The following is a 16302-nucleotide window of genomic DNA, read 5'->3' as shown; positions in this document are numbered from 1 at the left end:
ATTTTGCTCTACTGAAAACATTTTTTGCTCTTAAATATTGGTTTCTATTTTAGTTCGTGAGATACTCGCAACGCGCTCTTAATTGTTCCTCTTCTAACACCAGCAGCAAGAACCATTGCGATTGAAAGAGAAAGGTGTTTACTAACACTTTTTCCGCCGATTTGATCTGCTAATGCAGCTAGCTCATCGGATTCCCTAGAACGCATTACACAATAAGATCTTTCGTGACTTATAAATCCATACCTTTGTTGCAAATTATAAAAACTCATTACAGGGCGCGCAGATTTTATGCTTGATCCGTCAATCTTGGAATCAATCTTAGAATCAATCTTAGAATCATCTTTTTTATTACTATATATAAGTGATTCCGATAATCCTTTAGACTTAGACTCATACGAATCTTGCGAATCTTCTGAATTAGCATCCTCTTTAGATTTGGCTTCTAATGCGCCGCTTGCTTGCGACTTATCTTTTGAATTTGCCAAGCTTGAATCATATGCCAAATCGCTACTACTGTGTTCAATAGCTTGCGAACTGGAATCTGACTTATACAAATCAAGACTTCCAGCCATTGCGAGAGCATTATTGCTTTCAACTCCAAGAACATCAATGTTTACAGATTGCAAAGCGTCTTTTTTAAGAGTTGCAGAATTTAACGCTATAACAACAGCTGCAGCACCATCTTCTACACATACCGACAAATTGTGCTGAATATCCACGATTCCAAGCGGATATTCTAAATCCAGTTCTCGCTGAAGAGAATTAGACCCTGCAGCGCTTATAACACCAATTGGGTTGCCAAGCATATGAAGAAAATCTGCTAAACGTATAACATTTGCGTAGACTTCGTCATCATCATCGCCAGCAACCGCAAAAGTCGCTATAAAAGAAGATGGGTCATTATTAACATCGCAAGCAAGCTTACCCAAAGTTACTGGATTGTTGGAAGAAACTAAAAGTGGAATACCAACGCTCATTGCTTCGGATCTAAACTCTGGAGTAACCATTGCTGCGTATGCTCCAGCATCTCTAGCAGCTTCCAATTGTCTTTTATCTACGCGATTTGCAGGAATAAAAAGACACCCAGGCTTAACATTCCTAACGTCGCACGCTAAAGAAGTAATTGTTATTCCAGAAGCAAAAGATGGTATTACTTCAAAACCATATTGTTGCGCAGCAAAACCAAGAGTTACTCTTGTTCTGGAAAATTCATCAACAGCATTCATACTCGCCCTCGCTCGCTATCTATTACCATTGTACAGCAATAGGATTGGTGCGAGGCGTCGATACTGGAACGTTGTACTTTTGCATTAGGAACTCGCCTATTGTTTTTATAATAGGCGCCGCAGTATAAACACCGAATGTACCTTCTGGATTGCTTAATGCTACAGTTATTGCAAAACGTGGATTATCAACAGGCAATATTGCTGCGCAGTCTGCAACAATAGAGCTAAGCGCTCCGCCAAATCCAGCAACTTCTGCAGTACCACTCTTTGCAGCAATGCGATATCCATTAACAGATATGTAGCTACCGTAATATTCTGCAGTGGACTCCATAGCATTTAACATTTGATCAGCAACATGCTCATCCAACACCCTAGTGCCTTCTGGCCTCTTGCGCTCCGTAACTCTACCATGAGAATCAATTACAGACTTGATAATCGATTGCTTAAGTCTTACACCTTTATTTGCGATTGTTGATATAGCATTAGTGATTTGCAAAGCGTTTGTTGCGTAACCTTGACCAAACAAAACGGTGTTTTGCTTACGACCATCCCACGCTTGAACACTCGGAAGCAAACCTTGGGACTCACCTTGCAAGCCCAATCCAGTATATTGCCCAATTCCAAACTTAGACAAAAACTCATAACGCTTGTTATTTGGATATTTTTCGCCAGCCATAATCATGCCAACATTAGAAGATTCCTTCAAAATGCCTGCCAAAGTGAGCCTCATAACACCATGATTATGAGCATCGTGGAAAAGCTGACCTTGCTTTTCAATGCTTCCTGGAACAGCAAACTTATCTGATAACGAGCGTGCGCCCGTCTGAAGCATGCCTGCAACTGAGAAAACTTTACCAATGGAGCCTGGCTCAAACACTTGGCTAACAGCTTTAGAAACAGACGCTCTAGCTTCGGCAGAACCAGCTTTAATACTATCGCTATCTTCTAGAGCAACGATTTCTCCAGTGCGAATATCTTGAACAACAGCAACGCCCCATCCAGCTCTATACTTTTTTATGCCGTCTAGAAGAACCTTCTTAACGTACCAATCTACATCACTATCAATGGTTAGCTTTATGTCATTACCATTTACAGCATCTTTATATTCACTTACCGTTCCAGGAATTTTCTCATTTCCAACGTTATTTCCCTGATATTTTTGATATCCATCTTTACCAGTTAGAACCTTATCTTGAGAAAGCTCTAGTCCAGATTCACCAATTTCACCTCTTCTACCCTTTGCTTCCTTACGAGCACTTTCTTCAGCATCTTTAACAGAGCCGATTAAAGCACCAAGAATAGGGCCACTGGAGTACACGCGTTCGCTACTGTTTTCTGCATAAACACAACCAGAAAGATTAAGCTTGTCTATTGCGCGCTTAACAGAAGGCTTAACATTTCTTTTAATAACAGCGTAACGTCCTACGCCTGCAATCTTACCGCCAATTTCCACAGAGCTCATATGCAAAATAGGAGCCAAAAGGCGTGCTACAGCAACAGCGCCAGTTCCTTCAACATCTTTGCCATTAATTGCATGACAATTACCAGCAGTTTGCTTTGTGCAAGGAGTTGGCTTAAAGGACTGAGCGTTCATAGGGTCTGCGATTATGTTGTATCTTTCAACGCTTTGAGCTAAAACAGCACCGTTTGCATCTAAAATACGACCTCTACGAGCAAGTATTGGACGAGTTCTGCTACGTTCTGCCTGCGCCGCCTGAGCAGTAGAACGTGCATTAATTAACTGTATAAAGCTAAGCTTTACTATTGCTATAGATGCAATAAACGCGAATAGCATTGCAACAACAATACACTTTTTTGCAAAAACCGTGTTTCGTATAACGCTAGTTTGAGCGCCATAACGTGCATTAGCTCCAGAAGAAGCAAAAGCAGAACCAGAACGCGCGGCATTGTTGCTGTATGATTTGTACAACTTACGCGTATTGAATCTGCTTTGGCTGATTTTGCTTACTCTGCTTTTAATAGAGCTTTTAATAGAGCGCAACTTTTTACCAGAAAGTTTGGCATAATACAATACTGTTTTCATTTTGCCTGAGTATTTGGCGAAACGTTGCTTGATTAGGCGATTCATCAATGTTTCTCCTTATTTTTTTGTTCTGGCTGTTGTTTAGTTTGTTGTTTATTTTGGTCTTGTTTAGTTTGTTGTTCAGTTTTCTGTTGTTTAAGTTTTTGCTTAGCTTGCTGCTGTTTAGCTTGCTGCTGTTTAGCTTGTTCCTGTTTAGCTTGTTCCTGTTTAGCTTGTTCCTGTTTAGCTTGTTCCTGTTTAGCTTTTTGAGCTTCAATAGCAGCTTGTTCTGCCTTCTTTTTATTGGCATAAGCACTTAGATCAACTGTTATTGCTCCCTGTTGTGGAATCATTCCCATATCCTGTGCTTTTGCTGGAAGATCCGCTTCTAAAGCGTCTAACTTTGTTTGCGCTGTTTCCACATCTTGACGAAGCCTAGAGATACTTGATTGAGTGGCAGCTTGTTCAAAAGATATCTCCGCCATTTTTGTGCGCAACAACAAAGACGTAGTAGGCGTAACAAAAAGGAAAATAACAACAATAATCAAGTTAAAAAGAGGAGCCTTACGAGTATTACTCCACTCTATAACTCTATGTAAGTGATTCATTACTGTGTAAGACCTACGATCAGAGGCACTAAACACTAATGGAATCGACTTTAAAACGCGATTTTGCCTTGAATTATTACCAGCCGCTTTCTCGTCTACTCGCCCAGCAGGAGCAGATGAACTGGCATAAGACGCAGCAATCCTAGAAGCACGGTTTTTACTTGGCTTATCCATTAGAACCTGCCTCCTTTGCTGTTATTTACACCATTCGATTTAGCAGAAGAACGATGCAAAGATGAATCTTCTCCTTGAGCAATAGCTGTAAAGTCTTTAATCCACCTATCTGGAATATCTCTAATAAGCTCCACTGCGCGTAAGCGAACAGAAGAAGACCTTGTATTATTTGCAATTTCTTCTTCAGATGCTTTAATAGCTCCACGCGTTAAAGACTTAAAGAAAGGCTGTGCGCTTTGCGGAATAATTGGCATATTTGCTGGAACATCTACTTCTAAGCCTTTATTCATAAAACGCTTAACTGTAATATCTTCCAAAGAATGATAAGACTCAACAACAATTCTGCCACCGTTATTTAAGCGCAAAGCAAGCTTTGGCAAAGTCCTATAAAGCTTATCTAGTTCTCCATTAACTTCGATTCTAAGAGCCTGAAAAACTCGTTTAGCAGGATTTCCTGGAGCACGATGAGCACGCGGAATAACATGATCCACTAAATCAACAAGCTGACCAGACGTTTTTATTGGATTCTCTTGTCTAACTTGCACTATTTTTCTTGCGATTGGGCCAGAAAAACGTTCTTGACCATACTCACGGAATATTTGAGCAAGACTGGATGCGCTATAAGTCGCAAGAATGGTTTCAGCAGTAACACTTTGAGTTGTATCCATGCGCATATCTAAGACTGTGTTATGAGAATAAGAAAATCCTCTATCTTCCTCGTCTATTTGCAAACTAGAAAGACCTAAGTCCATAAAAGCTGCGTCAATCCTATCGATTTCTAAATCTTCAAGAACTTTGTCAACTTCGTCAAAAGCGGCATGAACTGGAATAAAACGATTTTCTAATCCTTCTTCGCGCATTCTTCGTGTAGCTAATTCAAGAGCTTCACTATCTCTATCTATACCTACAAGCGTTGCAAGTGGAGCAGCTTTAAGAAAAGCCGTTGCATGACCCGCAAGACCCAGTGTGCAATCAACAACAATAGAGTCTTTATGGTCTAGTGCTGGAGAAACAAGATCTACGCAATCTTCCAACAACACTGGCGCATGAATTGTAGATAAATCTTTCATTGTGCCACCGCCGGAAGAACATCATTTGCAATATCAGCATAATCTTGCTCTTTATCTGCAAGATAATTGTTCCAAGCAGATTTATTCCATATTTCTGCACGAGTTCCAACACCAATTACAACAATCTCATCTCCAAGATTGGCATAATCTCTTAGCATTGGAGGCACCACTATACGTCCTTGCTTATCTGGCTCCTGATCAACAGCACCAGAAAGGAAGACTCTAAGGTAGTCTCTTGCAGACTTATTACTCATAGATGTGAGCTGAATTTGAGTTGTAATACGTTCAAACTCTTGCATTGGAAGAACGTAAACGCATCGCTCTTGTCCGCGAGCCATAACAAAACCATTGCCCAATTGGGATCTGAATTTTGCTGGTAAAGCCACTCGACCCTTGGCATCTATTTTTGGAGAATAAGTTCCAAGAAGTATCGGATTCTTTACATGATTATTAGCCTGACTTTGCAAATTATTAGCACCAAAAACTGCGTCTTGCGGCAAAGGAGTGGATGTAAAAGCCGAAGACGTAGGTTGAGATTGCATAACAGGCTGCATAACAGGCATTTGCGGCACTTGCTGCGCTTGATACATTTGCGGCACTTGCTGCATTTGCGGAATCACATAATAAGGCTGAGCGTACGCTTGAGAATTTTGCATTGGCATATGCGCATCTTGGGCATTAGCTTGAGCCGTATTTTGAGAATCATAACCAGATGGATTTTGAGCATGCTTAAAGGAGGAATTGGCTTTATCTTGCGCATTTGCGCCAGCATTGTTACTAGCCATAAATCCACCTCCTTTTCAACATGCAATATGCCACTTGCACATCGTTCACCATTTTACCCCATTCCTCACCAAAAATCCCCACTTTTTTGTAAAAAAATAATATTTTTTTAACTTAGATTGGAAACATGCAACGTGTATTAGCCTCGAGGTATACTTAAACGCCTAGTTTTAGCCCAACTTTTAAGAAGAACGGACACAAATGTCTACGTACTCCTCACAACTCAGCGAAGAACAACAAGCGGTTGATTGCGCTTACAATCGATTAGATAACTTGCGTTCAACAATCCGCACAAGGCTTGATTCTGTACGCGCTGCAGGCTCGCATGGCTCACCAACTCAGCGAACAGAACGAGATTCTTTTGCAACAATGTACGAAGATCGTTTAACGCAACTTAGAGCTGTAGAAGATAGACTTGTGTTTGGCAGACTAGACGACCAAGAAGGCATAAGACGTTACATTGGAAGAATCGGTTTACTAAGCGAAAATCACGACCCAATCTTAACTGATTGGAGAGCAGAAGCAGCCAGACCATTCTACGAAGCAACTCCTTCAAATCATGGAAACATTGTTATGCGTAGGCACATAACTCTTAAATTCCGAGAAGTTGTAGGAGTTGAAGACGAGATTCTAGATATTCATTCAGACGAGGTAAACAAAGCGTCTAAGCAAGGAACACTTACTGGCGAAGGCGCATTGCTTGCTTCTCTAGGTTCTCGTAGAACTGGAAAAATGACGGATATTGTTGCAACCATTCAGGCAGAACAAGACCGAATTATTCGCGCTCCTTTAGACCGTACAATTGTTGTTCAAGGTGGACCTGGCACAGGCAAAACTGCAGTAGCTTTGCACAGAGCAGCATACTTGCTCTATACACACCGTAGAAAGCTTGAAAGATCAGGCGTTTTGATTGTAGGACCAAGCTCTGCATTCTTAAGATACATAGATCAAGTTTTGCCATCTTTGGGTGAAACTGGTGTTGTTAGCAGAACTATAGCGGATTTAATCCCAAATATTCATGCAACAGTGCAAGACACTCCTCATGCAGCAAAACTTAAGGGAATGTACCGCATGAAAAACGTTATTCAAAATGCTATTTGCGCAAGAATACGCGTTCCTAAAGATTTGCCAACACTACGCATAAATGGTTTCGCTGTGCAATTAAAAAAGGAAGATATAGAGCTTGCACAATTAGACGCTCAGCGCACACACCAGCCTCATAACCAGGCTCGTAAAACCTTTGTAAAGTCAGTTATAAGTTCGCTTAGAAACAGGTATCTAGAACAACTTGATTATGTTCCTTCCCAAGCGGAAATATCCGATATTACTTCGCAACTTAGAATGGAAAATAAGCTCAAGATTACATTAAATCTTGCTTGGCTACCTATGAATGCCAATTGGCTTATAGACCAACTCTTTTCTAAACCTGAACAGCTTCGCATATATGCTCCTTGGTTAAGTGAAAATGATATTCGTGCATTAATTAGACCAAAAGGAAGTCCTTTAACTCAGTCCGACATCCCACTTCTTGACGAAGCTATGGAGCTTTTAGGCCCAGATCCAAAGATCGAAGCACAAAACGCTGCTCTCGCTCGTAAAAAACTTGAAGAACAGCAATATGCTTCCGATACTCTTGCACAAAATGGCATAGGAAATGGCATTGTTACCGCAGATATGCTTATTGAGAATATTCAAGGTAACGATGCAAGTATGGTTGCAAATCTTGCAGCGTCTGATAGAGAATGGACTTATGGTCATGTTGTTGTAGATGAAGCACAAGAGCTTACTGCAATGGATTGGCGAATGCTAATACGCAGATGCCCTTCGCGCTCATTTACCATTGTTGGAGATGTTGCACAAACCTCCTCTTTGGGTGGTACACATAGTTGGCAAAAAAACATGAGCTCATTGTTTGGAAATGACAACTGGGATCTTTATGAGCTAACAATTAACTACCGTAATCCTAGAGAAGTTTCTGAGGCTGCAGGAAAAGTGGCAGATAATTCTGGCTTATATATATCAACAGTTAATGCAGTTAGATCCGTTCCCGATTCGCTTGTTACGCATACGGTTCAGAATCAAAATGAGCTTAATAATATGCTTGCTAAATATTGCATTGATCTATTTAACGAATTTGTTTCCGAAGACGGAAGTGGGCGCGTAGCAATTATTGTTCCTCAAGAACTAATAGAGCATGCAAACAAAATCGTTAAAAATACTCTTAGCAAGAATCTTCCACCTAAGGAATATGCACGCATAATTCAGCAAAACTTTGACGATAGCCAAATTAGCGTTTGCAGTGCGGAAGATGTTAAGGGATTGGAATACGATGCGATAATCCTAATGCAACCTTCTGCTATAGAACAAGAAGCAGTATCCAGACTTAGCGCAGCGGCAAATCTATACGTTGCAATGACAAGACCAACACAGCGCCTTGTTGTCTTACGCACACAAGACGACGCTAATTTTTCAAAGTAATAATCACAAAGTAACAGTACTGAGTAAACCCAACTATTAACAACCTTGTTATTTGTTTGACCCTTTAATTGGGTCAAACAAATCAGGTTATCCCTCACACTATAACCACATTTATTCTAAGACTCAACGATTCGCTAACAAATGGCAAATCAACATTTACACAAACTCAAATACTCAAACTTATACTTATTTAGCAATATTCACAAAGCGTTCACTCAATGTAAAACGTTGTAAAACGTTGCACAATTACTTACTTTTCTTAAGATCTTCTATTGCACGCTCAAAATCTTTCAAACCAGTAAAATTCTGATATACGCTAGCAAAACGAAGATACGCCACCTCGTCTAATTCGCGCAACGGCTTTAATATTGCTTTTCCAACATCTTCGGATGTGATTTGAGCTAATCCACGAGCGCGTAAATCAGCTTCCACTTCCATTCCAAGAGCCTTTAACTCCTCAGAATCTATTGGTCTACCCTGGCAAGCTTTTCCAACACCAGCAACCACTTTTGCTCTATCGAAAGGTTCCACAGAACCAGAACGCTTCATAACAAGCAATTGCGTAGTTTCTACCGTTGTAAAACGATTGCCACACATCTGACACTCACGCCTACGACGGATTGAATATCCGTCCTCGCTAATTCTAGTGTCAATAACCTTAGTATCAGGATTCTTACAAAAAGGACAATGCATATATACAGCATACTAAAAATTAATTGAATATGTTATATATATTTCAATATTTTATATAAATAAATCGATTTTTTCATATTTTTCCTCGTATATTTTATAAAATTTATTACAAAACACTCGAATAGATGGATATATAGATACATCCATAACAACAAGTGGTTCAACAATTGGTTTAACGCTTAAATCATGACAACTACAACATGCAAAATCATCACAATAATATAATGTAAACAAATCATATGAATCTGACGAATTATATTCATAATTTGGACTCATGAATACTCCATTCTAATAATATTTGTAATAATAAAATTAGTTGTCAATAAAAGGTACTCGTATAGACTGCCCTACTTCTAAATCTGGAGACTCAAGATTATTTAATTGCATAAGGTAATCAACAGAATCAGAAATATTGCCATTTTTATCTGTTATGGATTTTGCATAACTCCACAATGTATCTCCAGGGCGAACTGTATACGTTATAAAGGATTTTGATACGGCTGAAACAGCTGGCTTTGGCATAAAAATAATCCAAGCAAAGCAAACTAACGCAGAAAAAACTATAAAACGCATAAATAATTTATTTTTGCGTTTTTTGTAACTCTTATTAGTCAAAACAGCACGATTTGGTGTTGAATAATTAACGCCATCAAAAGAGTTCAACTTCTTATACATAACTATCCTTTCTTACGTTTTAATTGACATGAACATTTGTTCTATCGAACAAGTGTATTAATCTTGACACATTTGTTCTAAAGATGCAACGGCGTGTCGAACATATGTTTGATTTTTTTAGAAAAGTGTATTAGAATGTAAAACAACGAAAGGAGACACCATGAATACCACCCAAAACGAGCTTAGTGATTCTGCGGCGCACAACGCTGAGCCACTAACAGATCGCCAAAGAAAAATCATGGATGCTATACAGCAATGCCTCGAAGAACATGGATTCCCTCCATCTTTTAGAGAAATAGGCGAAGCTGTAGGCTTAAGAAGTCCTTCTTCCGTAAAACATCAATTACGAGCACTCGAGATGAAAGGATTAATACGAATAAGCGCAAATAAAGGTAGAGCAATTGAAGTTATTGGAGATTTTATACAAAAGAATAAAGAAAAAGCTCATGCATTGCTTGAAAAACAATCAGCTATCGATGTGAGCTTATATAACAGTGAGTCTTTGATAAACTCTCACGATGTTCCTCTTGTTGGAAGAATCGCTGCAGGAGTACCTATAACAGCTGAACAACATGTTGAAGATGTTATGCGTTTACCAGAAAGACTTACTGGAAGCGGAAATCTGTTCATGCTAGAAGTGCATGGAGATTCAATGATTGACGCAGCAATTTGCGACGGAGATTATGTTGTTGTGCGAGAACAGAACGAAGCAACAAATGGAGATATTGTTGCTGCGCTGCTAGATAACGAAGCAACTGTAAAGACGTTTAGAAAAGAAAATGGTCACGTTTGGCTTATGCCTCACAATCCAGCGTATTCACCTATAGATGGGTCTCACGCAAAGATAATGGGCAAAGTTGTTACCATTTTAAGAAAAATTTAATGATTTAAGAGATTTAAAAGATTTAAGAGATTAAAACAACTAAAGAGCGATACTGTTAAACGGACACAAATAAGCATATAAATAAAATCGCTGTGATCTATAAATCATATAGATTCTAAATCACAGCGATTAGAGAAAATAGATGGATAACAAGTATGTGCTCGCTTATTAAAACAAATTCATTGTTCTAAGCGAGTGGATGAGAGTCCTTAATGGTTACAGAAATTTGGCGACCATTTGGAGCAGAGTAGCTAACAGTATCACCCGCTTTAGCACCGATAATTGCAGCACCAATCGGAGATTCTGGACTAATAACATCGTAATCAGTAGCGACAGCAATATCACGAGAGCCAAGAACATAAGTCATCTCTCGACCAGCAAGATCTAGAGTAACAACAGAGCCATTGCCAACAAGGCCTTCCTTTGGAGCCTCAAGAATCTTTGCGTTGCGTAGCTTAACAATAAGCTCGTTAATACGACCCTCGTTCTTGCCCTGCTCTTCGCGAGCAGCCTGATAGCCACCGTTTTCAGACAAATCGCCTTCGGCGCGAGCAGCAGCAATACGCTCGGTGATTTCATCACGATATTCACCTTCGCGATGAGCTAATTCTTCCTTAAGCTTATCGTAGGCTTCTTTAGTCAACAGAATTATTTTTTCTTCAGCCATTTTGCAATCTCCTTAACAAAGAACAAAGAGTAAAAGTAACAAAATAACCACTCGCGTTTAGCGAGTAGAAATAATATCAATCACAAAAACGAGTGTGTCCGAACCACCAATTCCAGCCTGCGGAACACCTCGTGAACCATAACCATACTCAGGCGGAATAGAAACAAGTAAGCGAGAACCAACATTATGTCCTGGAACAGTACGATCCCATCCCTGAATAACCTGGCCAACACCAATACCAAAGCTGGCAGGTGTATGTCGAGCAAAACTAGAGTCAAAAGGCTCACTTGCTCCCCAAACAACACCGTGGTAATTAACGGTAACAGTATCTCCAGCACGAACCAAAGGCCCATTGCCTTCTACCAATTCAACAACCTTAAGCCCTGCTGGCGGCTCAAGCGCTGGGAACGTCACCGTTGGCGTAGCACCAAATTCCGCAACTACTTCTGGCATATCCTGTGCCATTTTGCCTCCTTTATAACCTCTTATAATCCCTTACAAACATGTGTAAATGCTTGCAAAAAGCCACTAACATTTACAAACTATTCATTAAAAACTTTGAATATTATAACAGTTTTGCAATTTTATAGCGTGTTTTAGATTAGCACTCAACCGCTACCTATGCCAATACGTATGTAACTTGCACAACAGTATAGCAACACAATGCAAGCAAATATGCAAACATTCTTAAGGAAAACGTAACAAAAATAACTATAACCGCAAAGACTATAACTAACACTCAACTACGTTTACAGCTAAGCCACCCTTAGATGTTTCGCGATATTTAGACATCATGTCTTGGCCAGTTTCCTTCATAGTTTTAATAGCACTATCCAAGCTAACAATATGAGAGCCATCACCTAAAAGAGCCATTCTAACAGCATTAATAGCAGTGTTGGCAGCCATAGCGTTGCGCTCGATACAAGGAATCTGAACCAAGCCACCAACCGGATCACAAGTGAGACCAAGATGATGCTCAATACCAATTTCGGCAGCATTTTCAACCTGCTGAGGAGTTCCGCCAAGAACTTCGCACAAGCCTGCAGCAGCCATAGAACACGCAGAGCCAACTTCTCCCTGGCACCCAACTTCTGCGCCAGAAATAGAGGCATTGCGCTTAAACAAATAGCCAATAGCACCAGAAGCAAGAAGGAACTTTATTATTCCCTCCTCGCTAGAACTATCTACAAAACGCCAATAGTATTGCAAAACGGCTGGAATAATACCAGCGGATCCATTAGTCGGAGCTGTAACAATACGACCGCCTCCAGCGTTTTCTTCACTCACTGCAAGAGCAAAAAGATTTACCCAGGCAGAGTCAGAAGCTTCCAAAGCACAATCAGCTCGCCTACGATTTTGCTTAAGCATATCGGAATTCGCAGCAAGACGAGCATACATACGCGGAGCACGCCTATGAACCTCAAGTCCGCCTGGAAGAATCTGCTGCCTAGAGTTACATCCATGTTCAACACACTCTTCCATAACTTCCCAAACATGCAACAAATAGGAACGAACATATTCGGAATTACCGTTATGCAAAGCAAGTTCATTTTGCCAAACAATGTCACTTATGCTCTTATGCTCTTTTTTGCAAATCGAGATAAGTTCTTTGCACGTTGTAAAAGGATATGGAACAGAAGAGTCTTCATGCGAATCACTAGAAGATTCAGAATCTTTAGGATTAGAATCCTTAGGACTATCTTCACTTTCTTCCACATTTTCATCAACGCGGTCATGCAAACCAATCATCTTATCGTTTGCATTGCCTTTGCGAATAAATCCGCCACCAATCGAATACCAAACTTGTTCGTCAACAGTATTACCAAAGGAGTCCAAAGCAACAAACCGCATGCCATTAGGATGCGCAGCCATGCGCCGCCACTTTTCAAAAACCACGTCTGAATCGTAGTCAAATTTAATTGTATGACTATGTGCAAGCGTTAGAGTTCCGCTTTTTTTACAATCTTCGCGAATAGTCATCATGTGTTCTGTATCAACATCATCTGGAAGGTTACCTTCAAGACCAGCAACCGATGCACGATCCGTACCATGCCCCAATCCAGTAAGAGACAAGGAGCCATATAGAGTGACTCGCACATGCGAAACGTCTTTAAGCTTTCCATTCTTTTGAAGAGAAGTCACAAAAGCATTCGCTGCGCGCATAGGACCAACAGTGTGTGAAGAACTAGGACCTACACCAACCGAGAACATTTCTAAAATACTGAACACATATCTATTGTAAGCACAATTATTAGTAGGCACGACACGCTACATCAACGATCACTATCATAAGAGTGCAAAACACTACCATCGTTTACATTATCAATCCAGTTTTCAATCAAGTGACTAACAAGATGCAAAACCAACCAGATAACAAAGGCAAAAATTACAGCACAAATCATAACAAACATTGCATTTCCACTCACAGGAACATGCAAATCAAAGAAATGCGCAACAAACGGTATAAATGCACCAATAACGCCAGCAGCAGCAAAACATAAGACCATAATTCCACGCCAAGATATAAGTGGCTTAGAAACTGTGGCCAAAACTGCAACACCGAGCACAAAAACAGTAACAGCACAAATAGTGCGAGTTACACCAACAGCGTGCACGGATTCAACAATAAGCCTAGAGGCGTTAACGTTAGAAGAATCAAGACCGCGCGCAAGCATTAAAGGAGCAAAAATGGACACAACCAAAACAGACACGGCAACAGCTATACCATTTGGTAGAGCAAAACGAACAACACGATGCAAGAATCCAGGAACATAGCGCCTTGTATTAGGAGCCAAAGCAAGCAAAAACGCTGGAATACCAATGGTTAACGAACCGATATAGGTTATGTGACGAGGCAAATATGGGAAATTAAGACCAAGCAAAACCACACCTGCAGAAATCAGCGCAGAATACACTGTTTTAACAAGGAACAGTCCTGCAACACGTTCCATGTTTGCCATTACTTGACGACCTCTAGCAACAACGTCTGGAAGATGCGAGAAACGTGAGTCAACAAGAACAACTTGAGCAACAGCCTTAGCAGCTGGAGCAGCATTACCCATTGCAACGCCTAAGTCTGCCTCTTTGAGCGCAAGTGTATCGTTTACACCATCGCCAGTCATAGCTACAACATGTCCTTTAGAGTGCAAAGCTTGAACAATCGCCTTCTTTTGATTAGGCAAAACGCGACCCAAAACGTCAACGTTTTCAAGAACCTCGGCAAGTTGATTTATATCTGTAGGCAACTGTCTTGCGTCCATTGAAACAGGCTTTGAGTCACCAGTTAGACCAACTTTTTCGGCAACAGATGCAACAGTTGTTGGATTATCGCCAGAAATAACGCGACACCTAACGCCTTGCTGTCTAAACCAAGCAAGAGTTTGACGAGCGTCGGCACGTATTTTCTCTGAGCATCGAACTAAAGCAACAGGGCGAGCGCTTGTGGACACTACTGGAGAACTGGAGAACGTTGCATCATTAGAATCGCCAAAATTACTATAAGCAACAGCTAGAAGAAGAACACGATTACCCTGTTGAGCGTATTCGTTTACACGATTCAAAATTTGCTTAAACGAATCCGTTAAATGGCAATTATCGAAAGTAGAATCGCCAAAAACCGCAGAATCGCTGATTCCGCCTTCTGCAACCGCTGGAGCAATAGAACCGTGCAAATCGCTAGAAACAGTGATAGATTCGCGTGAACAAATCGCAGTTGCCAAAACCTCTGGAGCACCCATATACCACGTTTCAAATCTACCGTCTTTTAGCGCGTAGCGTATTGCGCTCCACTTTCTTGCAGATGAAAATGGCAAGCGAGCGCTAACACTAGAAGCAGCGGAAACACCTTGATTTTTAAGGCCTTCCATAATGGCAGAACCTGTAGCATTTGGATTTTCTTCGTTAGATAAGTCAAACAAAGCTTGATTCACCAAACGATTCGAGCCATCACCAATCAAGTCAACACCAACAAACGCGATTCCGCCATCCGTAATCGTGCCAGTTTTGTCTAGATTAAGGCAATCCACTCGAGCCAAAGTTTCAACAGATTCAAGCTCCTGAACCAACGTTTTTTTACGCGCAAGACGCATTGCAGCAACAGCAAAGTTAAGCGAAGTTAAAAGAACAAGTCCTTCTGGAATCATGCCAACAACGCCAGCAACAGCAGAAACAACAGCGCTCTTCCACTGCCCCGTCTGTAAAGCTACAGCAAATCCGCCAACCTTATTGATTTGAGACCAAACAAGCAAAACGCAAAGAGGAACAACAACAATCGTCATCCACTTTAGAATCGTGTTAATTCCACGACTCAAATCGGAGATTGTTTTTGTATAGACCTTTGCTTGTGCAGCAAGCTTAGACGCATAGCTGTTATCTCCTACAGCTGTAACGCGCATTAAAGCAACGCCAGAAACCGCAGTAGACCCAGAATAAACAAAGTCGTCCGCAGCTTTACAAACAGTCACAGACTCGCCCGTAAGCATGGACTCGTCCACTTCTAAGCCCCAAGATTTAACAACATTTGCATCTGCAGGAACCTGATCGCCAGAACGAACCCACAACAAATCACCAAGCACAATACCGCTATGATCAACATAAACATTTTTGCCTTCGCGTCGAACAATCGATTTGGAAGCAACAAGAATCGAAAGACGGTCGAGCGTACGCTTTGCGCGCAACTCCGTAACAACACCAATACCCGTGTTAATAAGAATCACAAAGCCAAAAACAGCATCTTTCCAAGAACCAGTGGCAAGAACAACAACCATTGCTGCAAAAATGATTGCGTTAAAAAGAGTAAACACGTTTGCGCGCACAATAGAAAGAACGGACCTAGATGTGCGATTATTTGTAACATTTACAAATCCGCGATTTACAGCATCAAAAACTTCGCTTTGCGTTAAACCTTGTTCGCTGACATCTGGCAAATCAGGGAAATCAGAGATATTCACAGAATCTGTATAATCTGTAGAGTTTGCAGAGCTTTGCGAACCATGCATTTTTTGCGAACTCGTAACGTTAGCG

The 16302-nt window shown here is 40.7% G+C and carries 13 protein-coding genes; 2 read left to right on the top strand and 11 right to left on the bottom strand.

Annotated elements, in window-relative coordinates; genetic code table 11:
• Window positions 1-44: 44 nt before the first annotated feature.
• Genes AC1EKB_RS00535 through mraZ form a run of 5 tightly spaced genes read right to left on the bottom strand, consistent with a single transcriptional unit; the run spans window position 45 to window position 5886 of the window.
• Window positions 45-1226 (bottom strand): UDP-N-acetylmuramyl peptide synthase, encoded by a 1182-nt coding sequence (locus AC1EKB_RS00535; protein WP_481248536.1) that lies wholly within the window; start codon window positions 1224-1226, stop codon window positions 45-47.
• 22 nt (window positions 1227-1248) lie between these two features.
• Window positions 1249-3315 carry a peptidoglycan D,D-transpeptidase FtsI family protein gene (locus tag AC1EKB_RS00530; RefSeq protein ID WP_481248608.1) on the bottom strand — a complete coding sequence of 689 codons (2067 nt, stop codon included), beginning with the start codon at window positions 3313-3315 and terminating at the stop codon, window positions 1249-1251.
• Window positions 3315-4031 (bottom strand): hypothetical protein, encoded by a 717-nt coding sequence (locus AC1EKB_RS00525; protein ID WP_481248535.1) that lies wholly within the window; start codon window positions 4029-4031, stop codon window positions 3315-3317. Before AC1EKB_RS00525 ends, AC1EKB_RS00530 begins: the two co-directional genes overlap by 1 nt.
• Window positions 4031-5101, bottom strand: coding sequence for a 16S rRNA (cytosine(1402)-N(4))-methyltransferase RsmH (rsmH, locus tag AC1EKB_RS00520; RefSeq protein ID WP_481248534.1), 1071 nt, complete (start codon window positions 5099-5101; stop codon window positions 4031-4033). The genes AC1EKB_RS00525 and rsmH overlap by 1 nt, the downstream gene beginning before the upstream one ends.
• Window positions 5098-5886, bottom strand: coding sequence for a division/cell wall cluster transcriptional repressor MraZ (gene mraZ / locus AC1EKB_RS00515; protein WP_481248533.1), 789 nt, complete (start codon window positions 5884-5886; stop codon window positions 5098-5100). Before mraZ ends, rsmH begins: the two co-directional genes overlap by 4 nt.
• 199 nt (window positions 5887-6085) lie before the next feature.
• Here mraZ and AC1EKB_RS00510 point away from each other — a divergent pair, with 199 nt between their 5' ends.
• Window positions 6086-8362 carry a HelD family protein gene (locus AC1EKB_RS00510; protein ID WP_481248532.1) on the top strand — a complete coding sequence of 759 codons (2277 nt, stop codon included), beginning with the start codon at window positions 6086-6088 and terminating at the stop codon, window positions 8360-8362.
• 246 nt (window positions 8363-8608) lie between these two features.
• Here the strand turns inward: AC1EKB_RS00510 and nrdR are convergent, their stop codons facing one another.
• Window positions 8609-9055, bottom strand: coding sequence for a transcriptional regulator NrdR (gene nrdR / locus AC1EKB_RS00505; protein ID WP_481248531.1), 447 nt, complete (start codon window positions 9053-9055; stop codon window positions 8609-8611).
• A gap of 312 nt (window positions 9056-9367) precedes the next feature.
• Window positions 9368-9730: a LysM peptidoglycan-binding domain-containing protein gene (locus AC1EKB_RS00500; protein WP_481248530.1), complete on the bottom strand. Its 363-nt coding sequence runs from the start codon at window positions 9728-9730 to the stop codon at window positions 9368-9370.
• Window positions 9731-9890: 160 nt separating this feature from the next.
• Here AC1EKB_RS00500 and lexA point away from each other — a divergent pair, with 160 nt between their 5' ends.
• Window positions 9891-10613: a transcriptional repressor LexA gene (lexA, locus tag AC1EKB_RS00495; protein WP_128813948.1), complete on the top strand. Its 723-nt coding sequence runs from the start codon at window positions 9891-9893 to the stop codon at window positions 10611-10613.
• A gap of 187 nt (window positions 10614-10800) precedes the next feature.
• On the opposite strand, the gene AC1EKB_RS00490 is transcribed toward lexA, so the two are convergent.
• The 4 genes from AC1EKB_RS00490 to AC1EKB_RS00475 form a co-directional block, all read right to left on the bottom strand.
• Window positions 10801-11280 (bottom strand): GreA/GreB family elongation factor, encoded by a 480-nt coding sequence (locus tag AC1EKB_RS00490; protein ID WP_481248529.1) that lies wholly within the window; start codon window positions 11278-11280, stop codon window positions 10801-10803.
• 57 nt (window positions 11281-11337) lie between these two features.
• Window positions 11338-11745, bottom strand: a complete 408-nt coding sequence (locus AC1EKB_RS00485) for an FKBP-type peptidyl-prolyl cis-trans isomerase (protein WP_004132678.1) — start codon at window positions 11743-11745, stop codon at window positions 11338-11340.
• A 267-nt stretch (window positions 11746-12012) separates the two neighbouring features.
• Window positions 12013-13491 (bottom strand): L-serine ammonia-lyase, encoded by a 1479-nt coding sequence (locus AC1EKB_RS00480; RefSeq protein WP_481248607.1) that lies wholly within the window; start codon window positions 13489-13491, stop codon window positions 12013-12015.
• 62 nt (window positions 13492-13553) lie between these two features.
• The gene (locus AC1EKB_RS00475; protein ID WP_481248606.1) at window positions 13554-16277 is read right to left on the bottom strand and encodes an HAD-IC family P-type ATPase; all 2724 of its coding nucleotides are present in this window, start codon (window positions 16275-16277) and stop codon (window positions 13554-13556) included.
• Between the last annotated feature and the right edge of the window lie 25 nt (window positions 16278-16302).

The organism is Gardnerella sialicivorans subsp. sialicivorans (genome assembly GCF_056746795.1).
Note: the sequence above shows the minus strand (reverse complement) of the source record. Positions and strands in the feature narration are given on the sequence as shown.